The sequence below is a fragment of the Rahnella sp. GSA61A genome, assembly GCF_019969905.1.
GTDB classification, from domain to species: Bacteria; Pseudomonadota; Gammaproteobacteria; order Enterobacterales; family Enterobacteriaceae; genus Rahnella; species Rahnella aceris.
The window spans coordinates 56886-74659 of record NZ_JAHXYO010000006.1 but is presented as its reverse complement, the minus strand read 5'-3'; the positions used below and the strand labels follow the sequence as shown (position 1 = coordinate 74659).

Below are 17774 nucleotides of genomic sequence, written 5' to 3'. Positions count from 1 at the left end.
GCAGTAATGCATTGAATGTTGCGCCATGATGCCTGAGTGGGAAGAATGAGGAAAGAAGGAAAAGTCAGTGAATCATCCCCTGCCAACTGGCAGGGGAATCAGACACATAGGACGCGGTTCCTGAAACTAACAGGGGCGCGCCGGCTTATCAGAACTGATAAACCAGACCGACGGCTACAATGTCATCGGTATTGATGCCGGCGTCGCGGGTCAGGCGGGTGTCATCCATCAGATTGATTTTATAATCAACGTAGGTGAGCATGTTTTTGTTGAAGAAGTATGACGCGCCTACATCAACATATTTAGTCAGGTTCTGGTTGCTGTAACCCGGAACATTTCGGGCATGTGATTGTACATACGCAATCGAAGGACGCAGACCAAAATCGAACTGGTACTGTGCAACGGCTTCAAAGTTTTGTGCTTTATCCGCGTAACCGTAAGCCGTGCTGCCCGCTTTACCGAAACGGTTGGCGTTGTAGCTCTGGGTGTACATTGCTGCCAGATAGATATTGTTTGCGTCGTATTTCAGGCCGCCGCTGTAAGCCGTTGCCTTATCACCGTTACCAATGATTGCCGGATTGTTACGGCCATTTTGTTCGCTGGTACGATCAGACGCCATCATCGCTGCTGCTGCGCTGAAACCTTCGCCCAGATCATATGTCAGGGACATGCCGTAGCCGTCACCATTCTGCGCCAGGACATCGCGGCCAGTGTTAGATTCAGTCGCACTGCCATTTTTGCCCTGATACTGCACCGCCACATCCAGTCCATCGACCACGCCGAAGAAATCTTTGTTGCGGTATGTCAGTACACCGTTCGCACGCTGGAACATGAAGTTGTCCGCGCCGTAGGTATCGCCACCGAACTCAGGCAAAACATCCGTCCATGCTGCCACGTCATACATCACGCCGTAGTTACGACCGTAATCCAGTGAGCCCCACTGACCGAATTTCAGACCGGCAAAACCTACGCGGGTGAAATTGTTTGCATCTTCACTTTCTGCAGTATTCAGGGAAGCCTGATATTCCCACTCACCGTAACCGGTCAGTTCATTATTGATTTGAGTCTCACCACGGAAACCTAAACGCATATATGACTGGTCACCGTCAGCGCTGTCATCGCTGGAGAAATAATGCAGGCCGTCGACTTTACCGAACAGATCGAGTTTATTACCGTCTTTATTATAAATTTCGGCAGCGCCAACAGTGCCGGCCATCATCAGTGCGGGAATTACCAGAGAAAGCGCGCGTAATTTCATCATCAATATCCTTGATTATTTATAAACTGTTTAAATTTCCGCCCGGCAATTTTATTATCCGCCACCATGAAGTTATATTTCTCCTTCGGGCCGGACAGATGGGCGTAAAAATAAACGAGGGTAAGTTTCGTTGCAACCAGAAAAATTTTGAAATACCTTTCGTTTGGTGTTTGTTTAAGTTTAAAACTGCCCACAACACAATAATAAGACAATTAAAAACATACAGTTACGGCATTGTTTGACCTGGAGTGATTTCATATCATTCTCACAGTGATATTTAAATCCTATAATAATTTCACCGCGATACTATGGCATGAAAACATAATTCACAGAATTCAGCCTGTTCTCTGTCATGTTTTGTATTTTTCTAAAAATAAGGTTGCATTAAGGACAACAAAAAGCCCCTGAAATAGGGGCTGTAGATGACTATTCGCAAGAACAGGTTATTACATAATCCATTCGAGGCGCTGGCCTTTACCGCCTAAACGCCCGTCGGTCTGATTCCATTCCTTTTCGTACGCCTGATAGGCAAATACAAATGCCTGATGACCATCTTCAAATAGCTGGTCAGGACGTCTATGCCAGCCGGAATAAGCATCGTAGCGCAAAATCTCATAGCCACCGTCAACCGGGTGGAGAAGGTAGGTATAATGTTCACAAAATTCCGGCGCATAAGGAATATCCTCCCCTGCTTCCAGTGTGATAAACAGACCGCCGAGGCGTAATTTAATCATTGATATCCTTTTTCATGATCCACAACCGGGTGGTTTGGGTGGCGGTGACATATGTCGTCTCAGCCGCCAGATGCATCCCCTGACGCTGATAAAATCCGATGGCGGGCAAATTACTTTGCAACACATCAAGCCAGAGAACGGGCTGGTTACGCGCTCTTGCCACACGTTCGGCGAAGGCAAAAACTTCAGATCCCAAACCACGCGAACGGTTCAGCGGGGTGAAGTACAGTTTGCATAACTTCGCCCCCTGACCTTCTGCAACGTCCAGCGGCGTATTAAAATTCAGTCTGGCGAAACCGACCGCCTCACCGTTATCCTGCGCAACCAGCCAGCAGCAATCCGGACTTTCCAGGCTCAGGGCTAGCGCCTCATCACCAAAATCCTCCTCCAGGAAAGCATTCAGTTCGTCCCCGCTTTGCCATAAACTACCAAAATAATGGCGATAGGTCTCCCGCCCCAGGCGCTGCAACAGGCTTAAATCGCCGATGTCAGCCTCACGAATCTCCATTCTGACACTCTCCTCGTTACCGTATTCAGACTTTGTCTGTCCCCCGCTCAGGCGGTATGACCACCCGCTTAAGGCTTCCTTAAGTTCTTCTCTTTACACTCTATTTCATCGTGAAACTATACCGTTATTCAATGAATGCGGATATTCAGACGAGACCCCTTTACCTGCAGGGCAGCACAAATTAACGTATCTGAAATTTTTTCGTCCTGTCAGCAAGTTACCGGATTCTTTTGATGGCTATTTTGGCCTGTATAAATGAGGGTAGTATTATGGAGCAACTAAATCATTTGATTTTTCTATGGATTAACGCCACACCGGATTCGCCGAAAGCGCTGATTCAGCTGGCCACTTTTCTGGCTAATGACCTGATTATGATTGTCCCGCTGCTGATTATCGGCCTGTGGCTATGGGGCCATCAGGAGCGTATCGATAAGCAACGCGAAATGATCAGTAAGACAGCCATTGCGCTTCTTTTTGCGATGACAACGGCTAAAACGTTTTCCATGTTGTTCCCTCATGCCCGTCCTTTTGTGGAAGGTTTTGGTTATAACTTCCTGCATCATTCACCGGATGATTCCTTCCCGAGTGATCACGGTACAGTCAGTTTCACCTTCGCGCTGGCCTTCCTGTTCTGGCACCGTATCTGGTCATGCGCTTTACTGATGGTAACCGCCTTGTCGATCGCCTGGTCACGCGTTTACCTTGGCGTGCACTGGCCGCTGGATATGCTGGGCGGCTTCCTGGTAGGTATGCTGGGGTGCCTGTTCGCGCAACTGGTGTGGAACTTGTTCGGCGAACCGATTAATGCCCTGATGTGCAAGGTTTACCGTTTCGGTTTTGCTTTCCCGATCAAGAAAGGTTGGGTTCAGCACTGATCCCCTGCTCCGTTATTCAAAGCATAAAAAAACGAGGCTACCTGAGCCTCGTTTTTTATGTCAGCAGATTATCATTTGCCGAAAATACTGCCCCACAATCCACTGATCTTCATCATCACGAAGTCCCAGATACGGCCAATAAAACCGGTTTCTTTCACTTCCTGCAACGCCACCAGAGGACGCTGTTCGATGACCTTGCCGTCCAGACTGAAATCTACTGTACCCACTACCTGATTTTTCGCCAGCGGTGCTTCAAGCTGCGGACTGGTCAGATTGAAACTGGCCTTGAGATTCTTCAGCTGGCCTTTAGGCATGGTCAGCGAGGCATTTTCAGCCACGCCGAGTGGCACCATTTTCTCCTCACCAAACCAGACACGCTGGCTGGTAAAGGCATCACCCGCCTTGATTGGCGTGAGCGTTTCATAGAAACGGAAACCCCAGGTCAACAGGCTTTCGCTTTCATTAAAACGGATCCTGTCGCTTGGCGCCCCCATCACCACAGCGATTAAACGCATGCCGGTGGAATCGCTGGCGGAAGAAACCAGATTGTAGCCCGCGCCCGACGTGTAACCGGTTTTGATGCCGTCAACGTTCAGGTTAGAGCTCCACAACAGGCGGTTGCGGTTAATCTGCTTGATGTGATTGAAGGTGAATTCTTTTTCTTTGTGCAGCGCATATTCATCCGGCGTATCGCGGATCAGCGCCTGCGACAACAGGGCCATGTCAGTAGCGGAGGTATATTGCCCGTCCGCATCCAGCCCGTGAACGGTTTTGAAATGGGTGTTTTGCAGTTTCAGCTGTTCGGCATAGCGATTCATCAGGTTGACGAATGAATCCTGGCTGCCCGCCACAAAATCCGCCAGCGCAATACTGGCGTCGTTACCTGACTGGATCACAATACCTTTGTTAAGCTCAGAAACTGGCACGCGGTCACCCGGCTTGAGGAACATCAGCGAGGAGCCGCGCAGCACCGGATTGCCGGTTGCCCAGGCGTCATTACCGACGGAAACCAGATCATCTGATTTGATTTTGCCGGATTTGATCGCCTGCCCGACCACATAGCTGACCATGATTTTACTCAGGCTGGCAGGGTCAAGACGCGCATCGGGATTAGATTCCGTCAGGATCTTCCCGCTGTTGTAATCCATAAGTACCCAGGATTTCGCGTTAATCTGCGGCGCGACCGGGGCGTTATCCGCCTGAGCGGCAGGCAGCGCCAGCAGCAATACTCCACCGCCCAGCGCGTAAATGAAAGTCCGTTTGAATTGGGAAGAAATTGTCATAGGTATCAGCGCTTTTGTCCGGGTAACTGAAATTTATCTTATCTTTCAATCAGATTGTGCAACTCTGTCAGAGGTAAAACCTACTGCTTTCCGGGTCGGGAATAAACCTAAATAGTGTAAAGATCTTAAGAATAGTAGAGTTTTCCGCTGCTTGCGCAGATTCAACTGATGATAAAAACAGCAGTAAGCACTTGACCATTCCATCCGGCTGGGGCAGTTTGTCTGTAAATCACATACAAAATACCTATAACAATAAAGGGCTTATTCACCACAGAAATCAATGCGAGTGAACAGGCGCAGGGGCATCAATGACAGGTCTGGTGGTAAAAGCGCTGATTGGCGCACTGGTTGTGATTCTGATCGGCGTGTTGTCTAAAACCCGCAATTATTACATTGCCGGACTGGTTCCGCTGTTCCCCACTTTTGCGCTGATTGCCCATTATATCGTCGGCACCGAACGCAGCATTGAAGCCCTGCGCACCACCATTATTTTCGGACTGTGGGCCGTTATCCCTTACATGGTGTATCTGATTTCTCTGTATTTCTTCATCGGCTCGATGAAACTCCCCTACGCCCTGTTTGGCGCCGTGGTCTGCTGGTCACTGGCAGCATGGTTGCTGATAAGCCTGTGGACTCGCTTTCACGCCTGATGAAGATCGCGTGACAATGTTGTTCACAAAACACTCAATATTTGAAATTGCGCTACGCTGAATGAAGGCTTTCAGATGAGGGAATCCGCCCCATGGATCTCGCAATATTTGAACTCGACCACACGCTGATTTGCGATGACAGCCACAATCTGTGGTTGCACTGGCTGGTTTCGCAGGGCTACACCCCCCGCGATGAACTCAGTCATTACCGGCTGAATGCCGTTCATCAGCACAATACTCCGGCCAGCGGTGTTATTTGCCCGCAAACCACCGAGCGTTACCGCCGCTATCTTTCTCAGACGTTACAGCCCATGAGCGGCCTGAACTGTGCCACCGTGGCGAACTGGGTTCAGCGGTTTATCCATCGGGATATCATGCCACGGGTTTATCCGCAGGCGCGTGAACGGCTCGACTGGCACCGTATGCGCGGGGATGAAATCCTGATTATCTCCGCATCGGGCGACCATCTGGTCATGCCGGTCGCCCGACGTCTGGGTGCGAATGCCGGACTCGGGCTGCAAGCCGGTATCGTTAACCAGCGTTTCAGCGGCAGGGTCGAAGGTAAACTGACCTTTCATGAGGGGCGTCTTGAGCGCTTAAAACTGTGGCTGGAGAATCGCGAGCCGACGTTCTATCAGCAAATTTTCGCCTACAGCCATACGCTTTATGATCAGCCTTTGCTGGAGTTTGCCGATGTCGCTACGGTCATTAATGCCAGCGAGCCCCTGCAAAAGCTCGCTGCTGCAAAAGGCTGGCACAACCTGCACTGGTCACGCTACGCGCATCGGCAACAAGACGCATGCTGACGGCTACAGCCGGAAATCACGAATAAAATTCTCGTTTTCACGCGTCAGTTCATCACGAATAAAATCGATGAACTGACTCAGTGCCGCCGGACGCCGCTTGCCTGCCGGTGACTGCAACTGCAACGTACGCTGACTCAGTTGTTCAATATTTACCGGTTTCACCCGCAAATTGTCGCGGCGCGCTTTGTACATAATGGAAAAATGGCTGCATGCCGCAATCGCGCCCGGTGTCTGCACCATAAAATCGTACAACGTCGAGAAACGGTTACAACTCACCGCAGGCTCAAGAAAAATGCCGCTCATCCGGCAGGACAAATCAAACAACTGGCGGATGGTGCTGCCCTGCTCGTTCATCGCCAGCGGGTACGGGTGCAAATCCGTCAGCAGCACCTCAGATTCCGCCAGCGGATGATCCGGACGCATCACCATGCGCACCGGCGCGGGAAAAGACGCCAGAATATCCACACCGCGCTCCGCCGCCAGACTGAACTGCAACGCCAGTTCCACTTCGCCGTTGTGGATCATCTCCGACACTTCAACCGCCGTGCCGACGTTGAGATAAAACATCACACCCGGATTGTTCAGCCGGAACTGTGAAAACAGCTGCGGCAGCAAATCAAACGCCAGCCCGTCGGTGCAGGCCATGCGGATCACCGTGCGGCGTACCGCGTTCAGCCCCTGGATTTCTGCCATGGCGTGTTCCATGTCCATCATGCTTTTGCGCACATGGTTTTCCAGAATTTGTCCGGCATCATTCAGCACCATGCCGCGGGCATGACGCTCAAAAAGCGGCGCACCGATACGTTCTTCGAGGCGCTGGATCTGGCGACTGATGGCAGACACTGCGACAAATAATTGCTTACTCGCCGCACTCAGCGAACCGGTGTTTGCCACTACCAGGAAGTAGCGAATTTCCGTACTTTGCATGGCCGTATTGCCTCATAACTGTGCAGACAAGCATTACAATAAAAGCAACGCTAAGTTGCAATTATTATTATTGTGGCAACGCTTGCGCCGCGCGTAGAGTGAAACTGCTAAAAAAACCAACAATAAATCCTCAAAACATTAAAAAGCAGGTTATTCATGACAGCGGAAAATATCGTTGAACAGGCATTAGCCTGGTTCGATCAGGGTGAATACAAAAGAACACTGGCACGCAGGGTGGCTATTGCCACCGAAAGCCAGAGCAATCAGCGAGACGCTGAACTGGCACGTTATCTCGATGAAGAGATTAAACCGGCACTTTCGGCGATGGGTTTCAGCCTGCTCAGCGTGGAAAATCCTCATGCTGCCAACCGTCCTTTCCTGATTGCTACGCGCATTGAAGACAGCGAATTGCCCACCATACTGAGCTATGGCCACGGCGACGTGGTGTTCGGCGACGATGAAAACTGGCGCAGTGATTTGTCGCCATGGACGCTGAAAGAAGAAGGTGACCGCTGGTACGGACGCGGCAGCGCCGACAACAAAGGCCAGCACAGCGTTAATATTGCGGCGCTGGAACAAATCTTCAAAGCACGTGGTGGCCGTCTCGGCTTTAACTGCAAACTGCTGTTCGAAATGGGTGAAGAAATCAGCTCGCCGGGGCTGGCCGAACTGTGCCGCAACTATCACGACCAACTCAGCGCCGACATTTTCCTGGCCTCCGACGGCCCGCGCCTGAGTGCGGTGCGCCCGACGCTGTTCCTCGGCTCGCGGGGTGCGGTCAATTTCCGTCTGACCATTAATGCCCGCGACAACGCCTATCACTCCGGCAACTGGGGCGGTCTGCTGACCAATCCCGGCATTCAGCTGGCCAATGCGCTGGCCTCGCTGGTCAGTCAGCAGGGGCAGCTGCAGGTGGAAGCGCTTAAACCGCCTGCAGTCAGTGAGGCAGTGCGAGACATTCTCCGTGATGTTGACGTCGGTGGCGGCGAAAGTGATCCGCAGATCGACCCGGACTGGGGAGAAGCCGGTCTGACGCCAGCCGAGCGTTTGTATGCCTGGAATACGCTGGAAGTGCTGTCATTCCTGACCGGTAACCCGCAGCGCCCGATGAACGCGATTCCCGGCAACGCCACGGCAGTGTGTCAGCTACGGTTTGTGGTCGGCACTGACTGGCAAAACCTGGCGAAACACGTGCGTGACCATCTTGATGCACAGGGTTTCCCACAGGTTGAAGTGGAATTTATGCGCGGTTCACCGGCCACCCGTTTCGACCCGACCGACCCGCTGGTCGGCTGGGCGCTGAACATCATGCAGCAAACTACCGGCAAAAAACCGGCGCTGCTACCGAACCTCGGCGGTTCACTGCCCAATGACGTTTTTGCCGATATTCTCGGCCTGCCGACGTTGTGGGTTCCGCATTCGTATCCGGCCTGCGGTCAGCATGGCGTCAACGAGCACATGTTGATTTCCGTCGCCCGCGAGGGGCTGGCGATCATGACCCGTCTGTTATGGGATTTCGGCGAGCATGGTACCGCCCTGCTCGCTCAGCATATTGATCACGCCGGAGGTGCCAAATGAGCCAGTTAACGGCGTCATCCCATACAACCGGCAACGCGACAGAAAAGCCAAGCCTGATGAAAACCCTCTTTGCGACCTGTATCGGTAACGCGCTGGAATGGTTTGATATCGCGATTTACGGTTTTTTCGCCAGCTACATTGCTCACGCCTATTTTCCGACATCCGATCCGACCGTTTCCCTGTTACTGACGTTTGGCAGTTTCGGCGTGTCATTCCTGATCCGCCCGCTCGGCGCGGTTGTGCTGGGTGCGTATGCCGACAAACACGGACGCAAAGCCTCACTGTTGCTGTCCATCAGCCTGATGATGATCGGCGGCCTGATTATCGTTATCACGCCGTCTTACGGAACCATCGGCATGGCGGCTCCGTTGTTAATCCTGGCAGCTCGTCTGATTCAGGGCTTCTCGGCAGGCGGTGAATTCGGCAGTTCGACGGCCTTTCTGGTCGAACACTTCCCGGAACGCAAAGCGTTTATCGCCAGCTGGCAGTTCGCGACACAGGGCGCGAGTACGCTGCTGGCATCGGCATTCGGGCTGGGCTTATCGGCAGTGCTGAGTGAAACACAACTGCAGGACTGGGGATGGCGTATTCCGTTTATCTTCGGGCTGCTGATCGGGCCGGTCGGTTTATACATCCGCCGTCATATCCGGGAATCGGAAAGTTTCAGCAAGGCCGAGAAAACCGCGTCTCCACTGAAAGAAATCGTGCGTGCGCAAAAAGGCCTGTTCTTTACCGCGATTGGCCTGATGGTGGTGTCTACTGCCATCAACTATATGCTGAACTACGTACCGACATATGCTACCAAAACACTGCATCTGCCTGCTTCGGCGGGGTTCAGCGCCACACTGGCAGCCGGGATTATCCTGACGGTAGTAACGCCCGTTATGGGCCTGTGGGCGGAGAAAATTGGCCGTCTGCCGCTGATGTGGGGATCGCTTATTCTGCTGTTGCTGACCGTGTATCCGGCATTCTGGCTGATGCTGCAACACACTTCGGCGATGTCCTTGTTGTTGCTGATAAGCTGGCTGGCACTGCTGAAATCGGTGTATTTCTCCACCGTGCCGTCGATGATGGCTGACCTGTTCCCGATCACCACCCGCGCCAGCGGGATGGCGATCAGCTACAACGTCGCCGTGACCGTGTTTGGTGGCTTCGCGCCATTCATCTGTACATTGCTGATTTCCGCCACCGGCAGCAGTCTGGCACCGGGCTACTACCTGATGATGGTCGGGTTGCTCAGCGTCTGGGCCCTGTTCAAGGCGCAAAGAACGCAACGCTGATTGCGCTGACTGAAACTGAGGCGGGCTGAAATAGCCCGCCTTTTTATTGAGTTAACCCTTCAGGACTTAACCCTGCGGTGCCACCTTCAGCAACTTGCCATCGCGATCGTCGGTCAGCACATACACAAATCCGTCTGCACCCACCTGCACTTCGCGGATCCGTTCCTTACGGTCACTGAGTAAACGCTCTTCATGCGTGACTTTTTCGCCGTCGAGCGTCAGGCGGATCAGCGATTCTCCTGCCAGCGCACCGATAAACAGCGAGTTTTTCCATTGCGGGAATTTTTGCACGTTATAGAACGCCATGCCGCTTAATGCCGGTGAAACTTCCCAGTAATAAATCGGATCTTCCGCCCCCGCTAATGTGGTGCCTTTGGCTTCGGGGATCGGCTGCCCGGAATAGTTAATCCCGAAGGTTGCCAGCGGCCAGCCGTAGTTTTTACCCGCTTTCAGCAGATTCACTTCATCGCCGCCACGCGGGCCGTGTTCGGTTTCCCACAACACCCCGCTCCACGGATTAACTGCCAGTCCCTGCGGATTACGGTTGCCGAAAGTCCAGATTTCCGGCTTCGCACTTTTGTCCTGAACAAACGGATTATCCTGCGGCACGCCGCCTTCCGGTGTCAGACGCAAAATCTTGCCCTGCAACTGATTCAGATGCTGGGCGTTGATGCGCTGATTATTGTCACCGGTCGTCAGGAAAATATTTCCCTTCTGATCGAAGGCGATGCGCCCGCCGAGATTAATGCCGCTTTGCAACGCCGGTTGCTGTACGAAAATGACCTTAAAATTCGTCAGGGTTTTATTGTCCGCCGTCAACGTGCCATAGCCCAGCGCAGCATGCGGTTCACCTTTTACACCCGGCGGTTACTGGCAAAATCTGGCGACAAACGGACATCCCACAAACCGGCCTGCCCGGCGACCCACACGGCCGGTACACCTTTCAGCGGTGCGGATAATCCAACGTCCTGCTTCCAAAGTCGCAGTTGCCCGCTGCGTTCGGTAATCAGCGCCCCTTGATTATCAGGCAAAAAAGCCAGTGACCACGGGTGATCCAGCCCTTTTGCCAGTTCAGTGACCTGCGCGCTGACAAGTGGCGGCGGGACGGGGGATTTCGGCGCAGCAGAGACGTTGGTGGTTAACATCACCAGCGCAAAAGCAGGCAATAAGGTGTCGCGGAAAGAAAATGGCATAAGGCTTCTCCCGGAGGCTGTATTAGAGGAATGAACAATCAATGTAAAAATCGCAGACAAAAATTCAGTTTAGGCCATGTGCCTGATTTTGCTCAGAGGCTGCGCATCCGCTATAACCCACAGGAATAACAACACTGTTAAATATAATAACAACAAAGCATTCCTTCTTTCGTAACATACCGGTAAACTGCTCCGACAGAATAGACGTCCAGACAGACAGACTTCTGTACATCCTCAATCTGGAAAGCCGCATTGCCTTCCCGGATTTACCAAAAAAAACACCAGAAAAAACATCGCGTCCGACGGAGCTGTTCAATAATGAAAAAAATATCCGCATCCCTGCTGGCATTAAGCCTGTTTTCCACTGTACCGGCCTTCGCTGCCGGTGAAACACCTGCGCCCGTTCCGGCGGCTATCGCCCAGCACAACGGTCCCGTGCGCATCGCAGTTATCCGTAATCTTGGCTCCGACGATAACACCACGCAGTTCCTGGCCGGTGCCATTAAACAAGGCCGCGCGCTTGGCTTTAAAGTGGATACCTTTCTGAGTAATGGCGATGACGCCAAATTTCAGGATTTCGTGAATCAGGCCATCAGCCAGAAATACGACGGCATTATCCTGTCCCAGGGACGCGGCCCGTATTCCGAAGCGCTGGCAAAACGCATTGCGGCAGCAGGTATTGCGGTTTCCGCATTTGATACCGAAGTGCCGGAAAACATTCCAGGCGTGACCGTCACCCGTCAGGACGATGCCTCACTGGCGAAAGCTTCTGTCGGCCAGCTGGTGAAAGACTTCAACGGTAAGGCTAATATCGTCAAACTGTGGGTAGCCGGTTTCCCGCCAATGGAACGCCGCCAGAAAACCTACGAAGCTATTTTGAAAGAGAATCCGGGCATTCATCAGCTGGAATCTATCGGCGCAGTGTCTTCTGACGTGCAGGGCGATACAGCGAACAAAGTCGGTGCAATCCTCGCGAAGTACCCGAAAGGTCAGATTGATGCCATCTGGGGCGCATGGGACGCCTTCAGTCAGGGCGCGTATAAAGCACTGAAAGAAAATGGCCGTACCGAGATCAAACTCTACAGCATTGATGTATCGAATCAGGATTTACAACTGATGCGCGAAAAAGGCAGCCCGTGGCAGATGACCGCTGCAGTGGATACACAGCTGATTGGCGCGGTTAACCTGCGAATTGTGGCGCTTAAAATTGCCGGTGAGAAAACCCCTGCAACCTATGAATTCCCGGCACAGACCATCCCGCAATCTCTGCTTCTCAGCCAACCGGACGGCATCAACGTGACCGGTCTGGGCAAAATCATTCCTGGCTGGGGTAAATCTGAAGATTTCACCGCACCGTGGTTTGCGACGCTGGAAGCAAAATATAAAAAATAAACATCGGAGCCTCCCGGAAACGGGAGGCTTTTTCCGCATCTATCCGCCCCGTATCAGGCTCTTCCTCCACACTTTTCCCGCTCAACTTTCCTCCGTTTGCACTGTGCGATCACAGAAATAAAGAAACATAATTTCAGAAACAAAAATCTCAATAGCCTCAGGCCCCCGCCAACCGTTAAAAACGTACTCACCCTTTTCATATGGACATTGAAGCAATGAGTACAGAAATCCTTTCGGTCAAGGAAAAGATTGGATACGGATTAGGCGACGCCGCCAGTCATATCATTTTCGATAACGTCATGCTCTACATGATGTTTTTCTATACCGATATTTTCGGCATTCCTGCGGGTTATGTCGGTACGATGTTCCTGCTGGCCCGCGCACTGGACGCGATCTCAGACCCCTGCATGGGATTACTGGCAGACCGCACCCGAACGCGCTGGGGGAAATTCCGCCCTTATGTGCTGTTTGGCGCCATTCCTTTCGGCATCGTCTGCGTATTCACTTACACCACGCCAGAGCTGAGCATGACCGGCAAAATGATTTACGCCGCTATCACTTATACCCTGCTGACGCTGATGTATACCGTGGTCAACATTCCTTACTGCGCCCTTGGCGGTGTGATTACCTCTAACCCGACGCAACGTATTTCACTGCAATCCTATCGCTTCGTGCTGGCCACTGCTGGCGGCATGTTAAGTACCGTGCTGATGATGCCACTGGTTAAACTGATCGGCGGAGAAAATCAGGCGCTCGGTTATCAGGGCGGGATTGCGGTGCTGGCGATTGTCGCGGCCGTGATGCTGGCGATTTGTTTTGCCACCACCAAAGAACGTATCGATCCGGGCAAACCGACCGGCACCATGCGCGAAGATTTGCGTGATATCTGGCACAACGACCAGTGGCGTATTGTCGGCCTGCTGACCATCCTCAACATCATTGCGGTCGCGGTTCGCGGCGGCGCCATGATGTATTACGTGACGTACATTCTCGGCAATCCGGTGCTGTTCGCCTGGTTCCTTGGCGTCTATTCCGTCGGTAACCTGTTAGGCAGTGCGCTGGCAAAACCGCTGACCGACTGGAAATGTAAGGTCAGTGTTTTCTGGTGGACCAACGCCATTCTGGCGGTTCTGAGCCTCGGCATGTTCTTCCTGCCGGTGAACGGCAGCGTGCTGATGTTTATCTTCATCTTCGTTATCGGCGTTCTGCATCAGTTGGTCACGCCAATTCAGTGGGTAATGATGTCCGACACCGTAGATTACGGTGAATGGAACGATGGCAAACGCCTGACCGGTATCAGCTTCGCCGGTACCCTGTTTGTTCTGAAGCTCGGTCTGGCTCTGGCCGGTGCGATGATCGGCTGGATGCTGGCCGGTGCTGGTTATCAGTCCGGTGCCGCCACCCAAAATGCAGCCACCATGACCAGCATTATCGCGCTGTTCACCCTGGTTCCGGCAGTTTGCTACCTGTTGAGCGCCATCATCTGTAAACGCTATTACATTCTTCGTACCCCGCTGCTACGCCGCATTCTTGATGAAGTCGCACAAGGCATCCGCCGCAATCAGCAAGAATTTATGAAATAAATTGGATGAAGTTTAAAAGGAAGAGACATTATGAAGATCAGTGATGGTAACTGGTTGATCCAGGAAGGATTGTCACTCACGCACCCGCTTCAGGTGTTTGAAGTACAACGCTCCGGTAATGAGATGGTGATTTATGCTGCGCCGAAAGATGCCTCGGAACGCGCCAGCCAACTGGACTCGCCACTGTTTACGCTGCGTTTCTTCTCGCCGCAGACCGGCGTGATGGGTGTACGTATTACTCATTTTGATGGCGAAATGGATAAAGGCCCGCATTATCCGTTAATGCAAACCGACACCCCCGAACTGCGCTTTGAAGACAACGATGAATTCGCCGCGCTGCACAGCGGTGATCTGAGTGTTCGCGTCACCAAAGGTAATAACTGGACGCTGGACTTCCTGCGCCATGGCCGACGGATCACCGGCAGTGTCGCGAAATCTAACGGCTATGTTCAGGACGCGAACTCGCATAAAACCTACATGATGGAACGCCTGGATCTGGGCGTTGGCGAAACGGTTTATGGTCTGGGTGAACGTTTCACCGCGCTGGTCAAAAATGGCCAGACTGTCGAAACCTGGAACCGCGATGGCGGCACCAGCACTGAGCAGTCTTACAAAAACATTCCGTTCTACCTGACAAACCGCGGCTACGGCGTGCTGGTAAATCATCCTGAATGTGTGTCTTTTGAAGTCGGCTCAGAAAAAGTCTCCAAAGTGCAGTTCAGCGTGGAAGGCGAATATCTCGAGTATTTCGTTATCGATGGCCCGACGCCGAAAAAAGTGCTCGATCGTTATACCCGTCTGACCGGCCGCCCTGCACTGCCACCCGCCTGGTCGTTTGGCCTGTGGCTGACCACCTCGTTTACCACCAACTATGATGAAGCGACCGTCAACAGCTTTATTGACGGCATGGCGGAACGTGAATTGCCACTGCATGTTTTCCACTTCGACTGCTTTTGGATGAAAGCTTTCCAGTGGTGTGATTTTGAATGGGATCCGCAAACTTTCCCTGATCCTCAGGGTATGTTGCAGCGCCTGAAAGCGCGCGGCCTGAAAATTTGTGTGTGGATCAACCCGTACATCGGCCAGAAATCACCGCTTTTCCGTGAAGGTAAAGAAAAAGGTTATCTGCTCAAACGCCCTGACGGCCGTGTCTGGCAGTGGGATAAATGGCAGGCTGGTATGGGCATCGTGGATTTCACTCATCCGCAGGCCGCTGAATGGTACGCGGGCCATCTGAAACGTCTGGTGGATATGGGCGTCGATTGCTTCAAAACCGACTTCGGCGAACGTATCCCAACCGACGTCGTCTGGCACGACGGCAGTGACCCGCAAAAAATGCATAATCATTACGCGTTTGTGTACAACAAACTGGTATACGAAACGTTGCAGGATAAACTCGGCGCAGACGAAGCCGTGCTGTTCGCCCGTTCCGCCTCGGTGGGGGCGCAGCAATTCCCGGTTCACTGGGGCGGTGACTGCTACGCCACTTACGAGTCGATGGCTGAAAGCCTGCGTGGCGGGTTATCCATCGGATTATCCGGCTTTGGTTTCTGGAGCCACGACATTGGCGGTTTCGAAAATACTGCACCGGCGCACATCTACAAACGCTGGTGCGCATTCGGCCTGCTCTCAAGCCACAGCCGCCTGCATGGCAGCAAATCCTATCGGGTGCCGTGGGTGTATGACGATGAAGCCTGCGATGTGGTGCGCCAGTTCACGCAGCTAAAATGCCGCCTGATGCCGTATCTCTACCCCGCTTCAGCCCAGGCTGCCAGCCACGGAACACCGGTGATGCGCGCCATGGTGCTGGAGTTCCCTGACGATCCGGCATGCGATTATCTTGACCGCCAATATATGCTTGGTGATGATCTGCTGGTCGCCCCCGTTTTCAGCGAAGAAGGCGATGTCAATTTCTATCTGCCAGAAGGCCGCTGGACGCACCTTCTGAGCAACGACGTGGCCGAAGGTTCGCGCTGGCATCGTCAGCAGCATGGCTTCGACAGCCTGCCGTTGTATGTTCGTCCGAATACCTTGCTGGCGCTTGGCAGTAATAATCAGAAGCCGGATTATGATTACAGCCAGCAGCCTGAATTCCATCTGTTCGAGCTGGAAGACGGCGCGGTGGCAGAAAGCGTGATCACCGATCTGAGCGGGAGAACCGTCTTCATCCTGAAAGCCGAACGGCGGGATGGCGTAATTACAGTAACCCGGGAAGGCCAGGCATCAGGCTGGACACTGTGCCTGCGCAATCAGAAATCGGTCAGGGAAGTGAGCGGTGCTGCGCAGAAAGAAGGGGCGCTGGGGATATTGCTGACCCCGGCTGCCGGTGCAGGTCCGGTGGTGATAACACTGTAATTTATTCTCTGGTATCGATGTGTTCATGCCCCGTTCGTCACTGAACGGGGCATTTTTTTATGCGGCTTTCAGACATCCTGATACACGCTATCGCCATGAATGCTGCGGTACTCTTTAGGGGTCATTTCATAGCCTTTTTTGAATACCGAATAGAAATATTGCAGCGACGGATATCCGCACATCTGCGAGATCTCATTGATGGAAATCGAGGTAGCGGCCAGCAGGTTGCGGGCGCGGTCGAGTTTTTCTTCGTGGATCACGCCGTGAATCGTCTGTCCGGTTTCATCCTTAAACCGTTTCTCAAGATTAGAACGCGACATGCCGATGGCATCGAGAACCTGTTCAACCTTAATCCCTTTGCATGCATGGTAACGGATGTAATGCATCGCCTGAATGACGGCCGGATCACGCAGTGATCGGAAATCCGTTGAGCGGCGTTCTACCACTTTTACCGGCGGTACCAGAATACGCTGTAACGGTAAATCACGCTGATCCAGCAACTGATGCAGAAGTTTCGCGGCGCGATAGCCCATCTGGCGCGTGCCCTGTACCACGGATGACAAGGCGACACGCGACAGGTAGCGCGTCAGTTCCTCATTATCGATACCAATGACGCTAAGCTTTTCTGGTACAGGAATATTCAGATGCTCGCACACCTGCAACAGATGACGTGCGCGGGCGTCGGTAACCGCAATAATGCCAGTTTGCTGCGGCAGTGTCTGGATCCAGTCCGCCAGCCGGTTCTGAGCGTGTTGCCAGTTTTCCGGTGCTGTCTCCATCCCCTGATAGACCACACCCTGATACTGTTCAGCAGACACCAGTTTTCTGAACGCGTGCTCGCGTTCCTGCGCCCAGCGCTTTCCCCCGGCATCAGGCAAACCGTAAAACGCGAAGCGGTTAATCCCCTTCTCTTTCAGGTGCATAAAGGCCGCTTCAACCAGTGCGTAGTTGTCGGTAGCGATATAATGCACCGGCGGATAATCTTCTTCCTGATGATAAGACCCGCCCACCCCGACAATCGGCACATTGAGGCCTTCAAGCAACGTTTCAATTTCACGGTCATCAAAATCGGCGATCACACCATCACCAAGCCAGTCTTTAATGTTGTCTATGCGACAGCGGAAATCCTCCTCAATGAAGATATCCCAGTCGCTTTGTGAGGCCTGAAGGTATTCACCCACGCCTTCGACGACCTGACGGTCATAGACTTTGTTGGCGTTAAATAACAACGTGATCCGATAACGTTTTTCAAACATGCCTGTCTCTCACCGGTTTTCTAATAGACTAAAGCCTCATTCATTTGTACTCATGAATGAGGCTGATTGGGTTGGTCAATAGCACAACGCCATGGC

The 17774-nt window shown here is 52.7% G+C and carries 14 protein-coding genes and 1 pseudogene; 8 read left to right on the top strand and 7 right to left on the bottom strand.

Going from position 1 to position 17774, the window contains the following annotated elements; translation table 11 throughout:
* Positions 1-148: 148 nt before the first annotated feature.
* The 3 genes from ompC to LC431_RS09905 all read right to left on the bottom strand — a co-directional run bounded on the left by ompC (position 149) and on the right by LC431_RS09905 (position 2500).
* The gene (ompC, locus tag LC431_RS09915) at positions 149-1258 is read right to left on the bottom strand and encodes a porin OmpC (protein WP_223509799.1); all 1110 of its coding nucleotides are present in this window, start codon (positions 1256-1258) and stop codon (positions 149-151) included.
* Positions 1259-1704: 446 nt separating this feature from the next.
* A complete protein-coding gene (locus LC431_RS09910) occupies positions 1705-1992 on the bottom strand; it encodes a hypothetical protein (protein WP_223509747.1) in 288 nt (95 codons plus the stop codon).
* A complete protein-coding gene (locus tag LC431_RS09905) occupies positions 1985-2500 on the bottom strand; it encodes a GNAT family N-acetyltransferase (RefSeq protein ID WP_013575870.1) in 516 nt (171 codons plus the stop codon). The genes LC431_RS09910 and LC431_RS09905 overlap by 8 nt, the downstream gene beginning before the upstream one ends.
* 269 nt (positions 2501-2769) lie before the next feature.
* On the opposite strand from LC431_RS09905, the gene ybjG reads away from it, so the two are divergent.
* Entirely contained in the window at positions 2770-3375 is a 606-nt protein-coding gene (gene ybjG, locus LC431_RS09900) for an undecaprenyl-diphosphate phosphatase (protein WP_223509745.1), read from the top strand.
* A gap of 71 nt (positions 3376-3446) precedes the next feature.
* Here ybjG and LC431_RS09895 read toward each other — a convergent pair whose 3' ends face one another.
* Positions 3447-4658 (bottom strand): serine hydrolase, encoded by a 1212-nt coding sequence (locus tag LC431_RS09895; RefSeq protein ID WP_013575872.1) that lies wholly within the window; start codon positions 4656-4658, stop codon positions 3447-3449.
* A gap of 308 nt (positions 4659-4966) precedes the next feature.
* Between LC431_RS09895 and LC431_RS09890 the strand changes: the two genes are divergently transcribed.
* Together LC431_RS09890 and LC431_RS09885 are read left to right on the top strand one after the other, a co-directional pair.
* The gene (locus LC431_RS09890; RefSeq protein WP_013575873.1) at positions 4967-5308 is read left to right on the top strand and encodes a GlpM family protein; all 342 of its coding nucleotides are present in this window, start codon (positions 4967-4969) and stop codon (positions 5306-5308) included.
* 92 nt (positions 5309-5400) lie between these two features.
* Entirely contained in the window at positions 5401-6114 is a 714-nt protein-coding gene (locus LC431_RS09885; RefSeq protein WP_013575874.1) for an HAD family phosphatase, read from the top strand.
* 3 nt (positions 6115-6117) lie between these two features.
* Here LC431_RS09885 and LC431_RS09880 read toward each other — a convergent pair whose 3' ends face one another.
* Complete coding sequence (locus LC431_RS09880) at positions 6118-7041, bottom strand: LysR family transcriptional regulator (RefSeq protein WP_013575875.1); 924 nt, start codon at positions 7039-7041, stop codon at positions 6118-6120.
* Between the two features lie 156 nt (positions 7042-7197).
* Between LC431_RS09880 and LC431_RS09875 the strand changes: the two genes are divergently transcribed.
* Together LC431_RS09875 and LC431_RS09870 are read left to right on the top strand one after the other, a co-directional pair.
* Positions 7198-8619, top strand: coding sequence for a M20 family metallopeptidase (locus tag LC431_RS09875; RefSeq protein WP_153375782.1), 1422 nt, complete (start codon positions 7198-7200; stop codon positions 8617-8619).
* Positions 8616-9899: an MFS transporter gene (locus tag LC431_RS09870; protein WP_037034447.1), complete on the top strand. Its 1284-nt coding sequence runs from the start codon at positions 8616-8618 to the stop codon at positions 9897-9899. The genes LC431_RS09875 and LC431_RS09870 overlap by 4 nt, the downstream gene beginning before the upstream one ends.
* Before the next feature lie 66 nt (positions 9900-9965).
* On the opposite strand, the pseudogene LC431_RS09865 reads toward LC431_RS09870, so the two are convergent.
* A pseudogene (locus tag LC431_RS09865) lies at positions 9966-11092 on the bottom strand (PQQ-dependent sugar dehydrogenase).
* 318 nt (positions 11093-11410) lie between these two features.
* On the opposite strand from LC431_RS09865, the gene LC431_RS09860 reads away from it, so the two are divergent.
* The 3 genes from LC431_RS09860 to yicI all read left to right on the top strand — a co-directional run bounded on the left by LC431_RS09860 (position 11411) and on the right by yicI (position 16422).
* Positions 11411-12484: a sugar ABC transporter substrate-binding protein gene (locus tag LC431_RS09860; protein ID WP_223509744.1), complete on the top strand. Its 1074-nt coding sequence runs from the start codon at positions 11411-11413 to the stop codon at positions 12482-12484.
* A gap of 215 nt (positions 12485-12699) precedes the next feature.
* Positions 12700-14067: a glycoside-pentoside-hexuronide family transporter gene (locus tag LC431_RS09855; RefSeq protein ID WP_013575880.1), complete on the top strand. Its 1368-nt coding sequence runs from the start codon at positions 12700-12702 to the stop codon at positions 14065-14067.
* A 30-nt stretch (positions 14068-14097) separates the two neighbouring features.
* Complete coding sequence (yicI, locus tag LC431_RS09850) at positions 14098-16422, top strand: alpha-xylosidase (RefSeq protein WP_015690052.1); 2325 nt, start codon at positions 14098-14100, stop codon at positions 16420-16422.
* A 68-nt stretch (positions 16423-16490) separates the two neighbouring features.
* Here yicI and xylR read toward each other — a convergent pair whose 3' ends face one another.
* Complete coding sequence (xylR, locus tag LC431_RS09845) at positions 16491-17678, bottom strand: D-xylose utilization transcriptional activator XylR (RefSeq protein ID WP_013575882.1); 1188 nt, start codon at positions 17676-17678, stop codon at positions 16491-16493.
* Positions 17679-17774: the final 96 nt, after the last annotated feature.

What these genes read in the sequence shown, in the direction of transcription:
- LC431_RS09895 (WP_013575872.1), bottom strand. Translation starts at nt 4,658, where the DNA reads ATGACAATTTCTTCCCAATTCAAACGGACTTTCATTTACGCGCTGGGC.
- LC431_RS09910 (WP_223509747.1), bottom strand. Translation starts at nt 1,992, where the DNA reads ATGATTAAATTACGCCTCGGCGGTCTGTTTATCACACTGGAAGCAGGG.
- LC431_RS09905 (WP_013575870.1), bottom strand. Translation starts at nt 2,500, where the DNA reads ATGGAGATTCGTGAGGCTGACATCGGCGATTTAAGCCTGTTGCAGCGC.
- LC431_RS09875 (WP_153375782.1), top strand. Translation starts at nt 7,198, where the DNA reads ATGACAGCGGAAAATATCGTTGAACAGGCATTAGCCTGGTTCGATCAG.
- ompC (WP_223509799.1), bottom strand. Translation starts at nt 1,258, where the DNA reads ATGAAATTACGCGCGCTTTCTCTGGTAATTCCCGCACTGATGATGGCC.
- ybjG (WP_223509745.1), top strand. Translation starts at nt 2,770, where the DNA reads ATGGAGCAACTAAATCATTTGATTTTTCTATGGATTAACGCCACACCG.
- LC431_RS09880 (WP_013575875.1), bottom strand. Translation starts at nt 7,041, where the DNA reads ATGCAAAGTACGGAAATTCGCTACTTCCTGGTAGTGGCAAACACCGGT.
- LC431_RS09855 (WP_013575880.1), top strand. Translation starts at nt 12,700, where the DNA reads ATGAGTACAGAAATCCTTTCGGTCAAGGAAAAGATTGGATACGGATTA.
- LC431_RS09860 (WP_223509744.1), top strand. Translation starts at nt 11,411, where the DNA reads ATGAAAAAAATATCCGCATCCCTGCTGGCATTAAGCCTGTTTTCCACT.
- LC431_RS09890 (WP_013575873.1), top strand. Translation starts at nt 4,967, where the DNA reads ATGACAGGTCTGGTGGTAAAAGCGCTGATTGGCGCACTGGTTGTGATT.
- LC431_RS09870 (WP_037034447.1), top strand. Translation starts at nt 8,616, where the DNA reads ATGAGCCAGTTAACGGCGTCATCCCATACAACCGGCAACGCGACAGAA.
- LC431_RS09885 (WP_013575874.1), top strand. Translation starts at nt 5,401, where the DNA reads ATGGATCTCGCAATATTTGAACTCGACCACACGCTGATTTGCGATGAC.
- yicI (WP_015690052.1), top strand. Translation starts at nt 14,098, where the DNA reads ATGAAGATCAGTGATGGTAACTGGTTGATCCAGGAAGGATTGTCACTC.
- xylR (WP_013575882.1), bottom strand. Translation starts at nt 17,678, where the DNA reads ATGTTTGAAAAACGTTATCGGATCACGTTGTTATTTAACGCCAACAAA.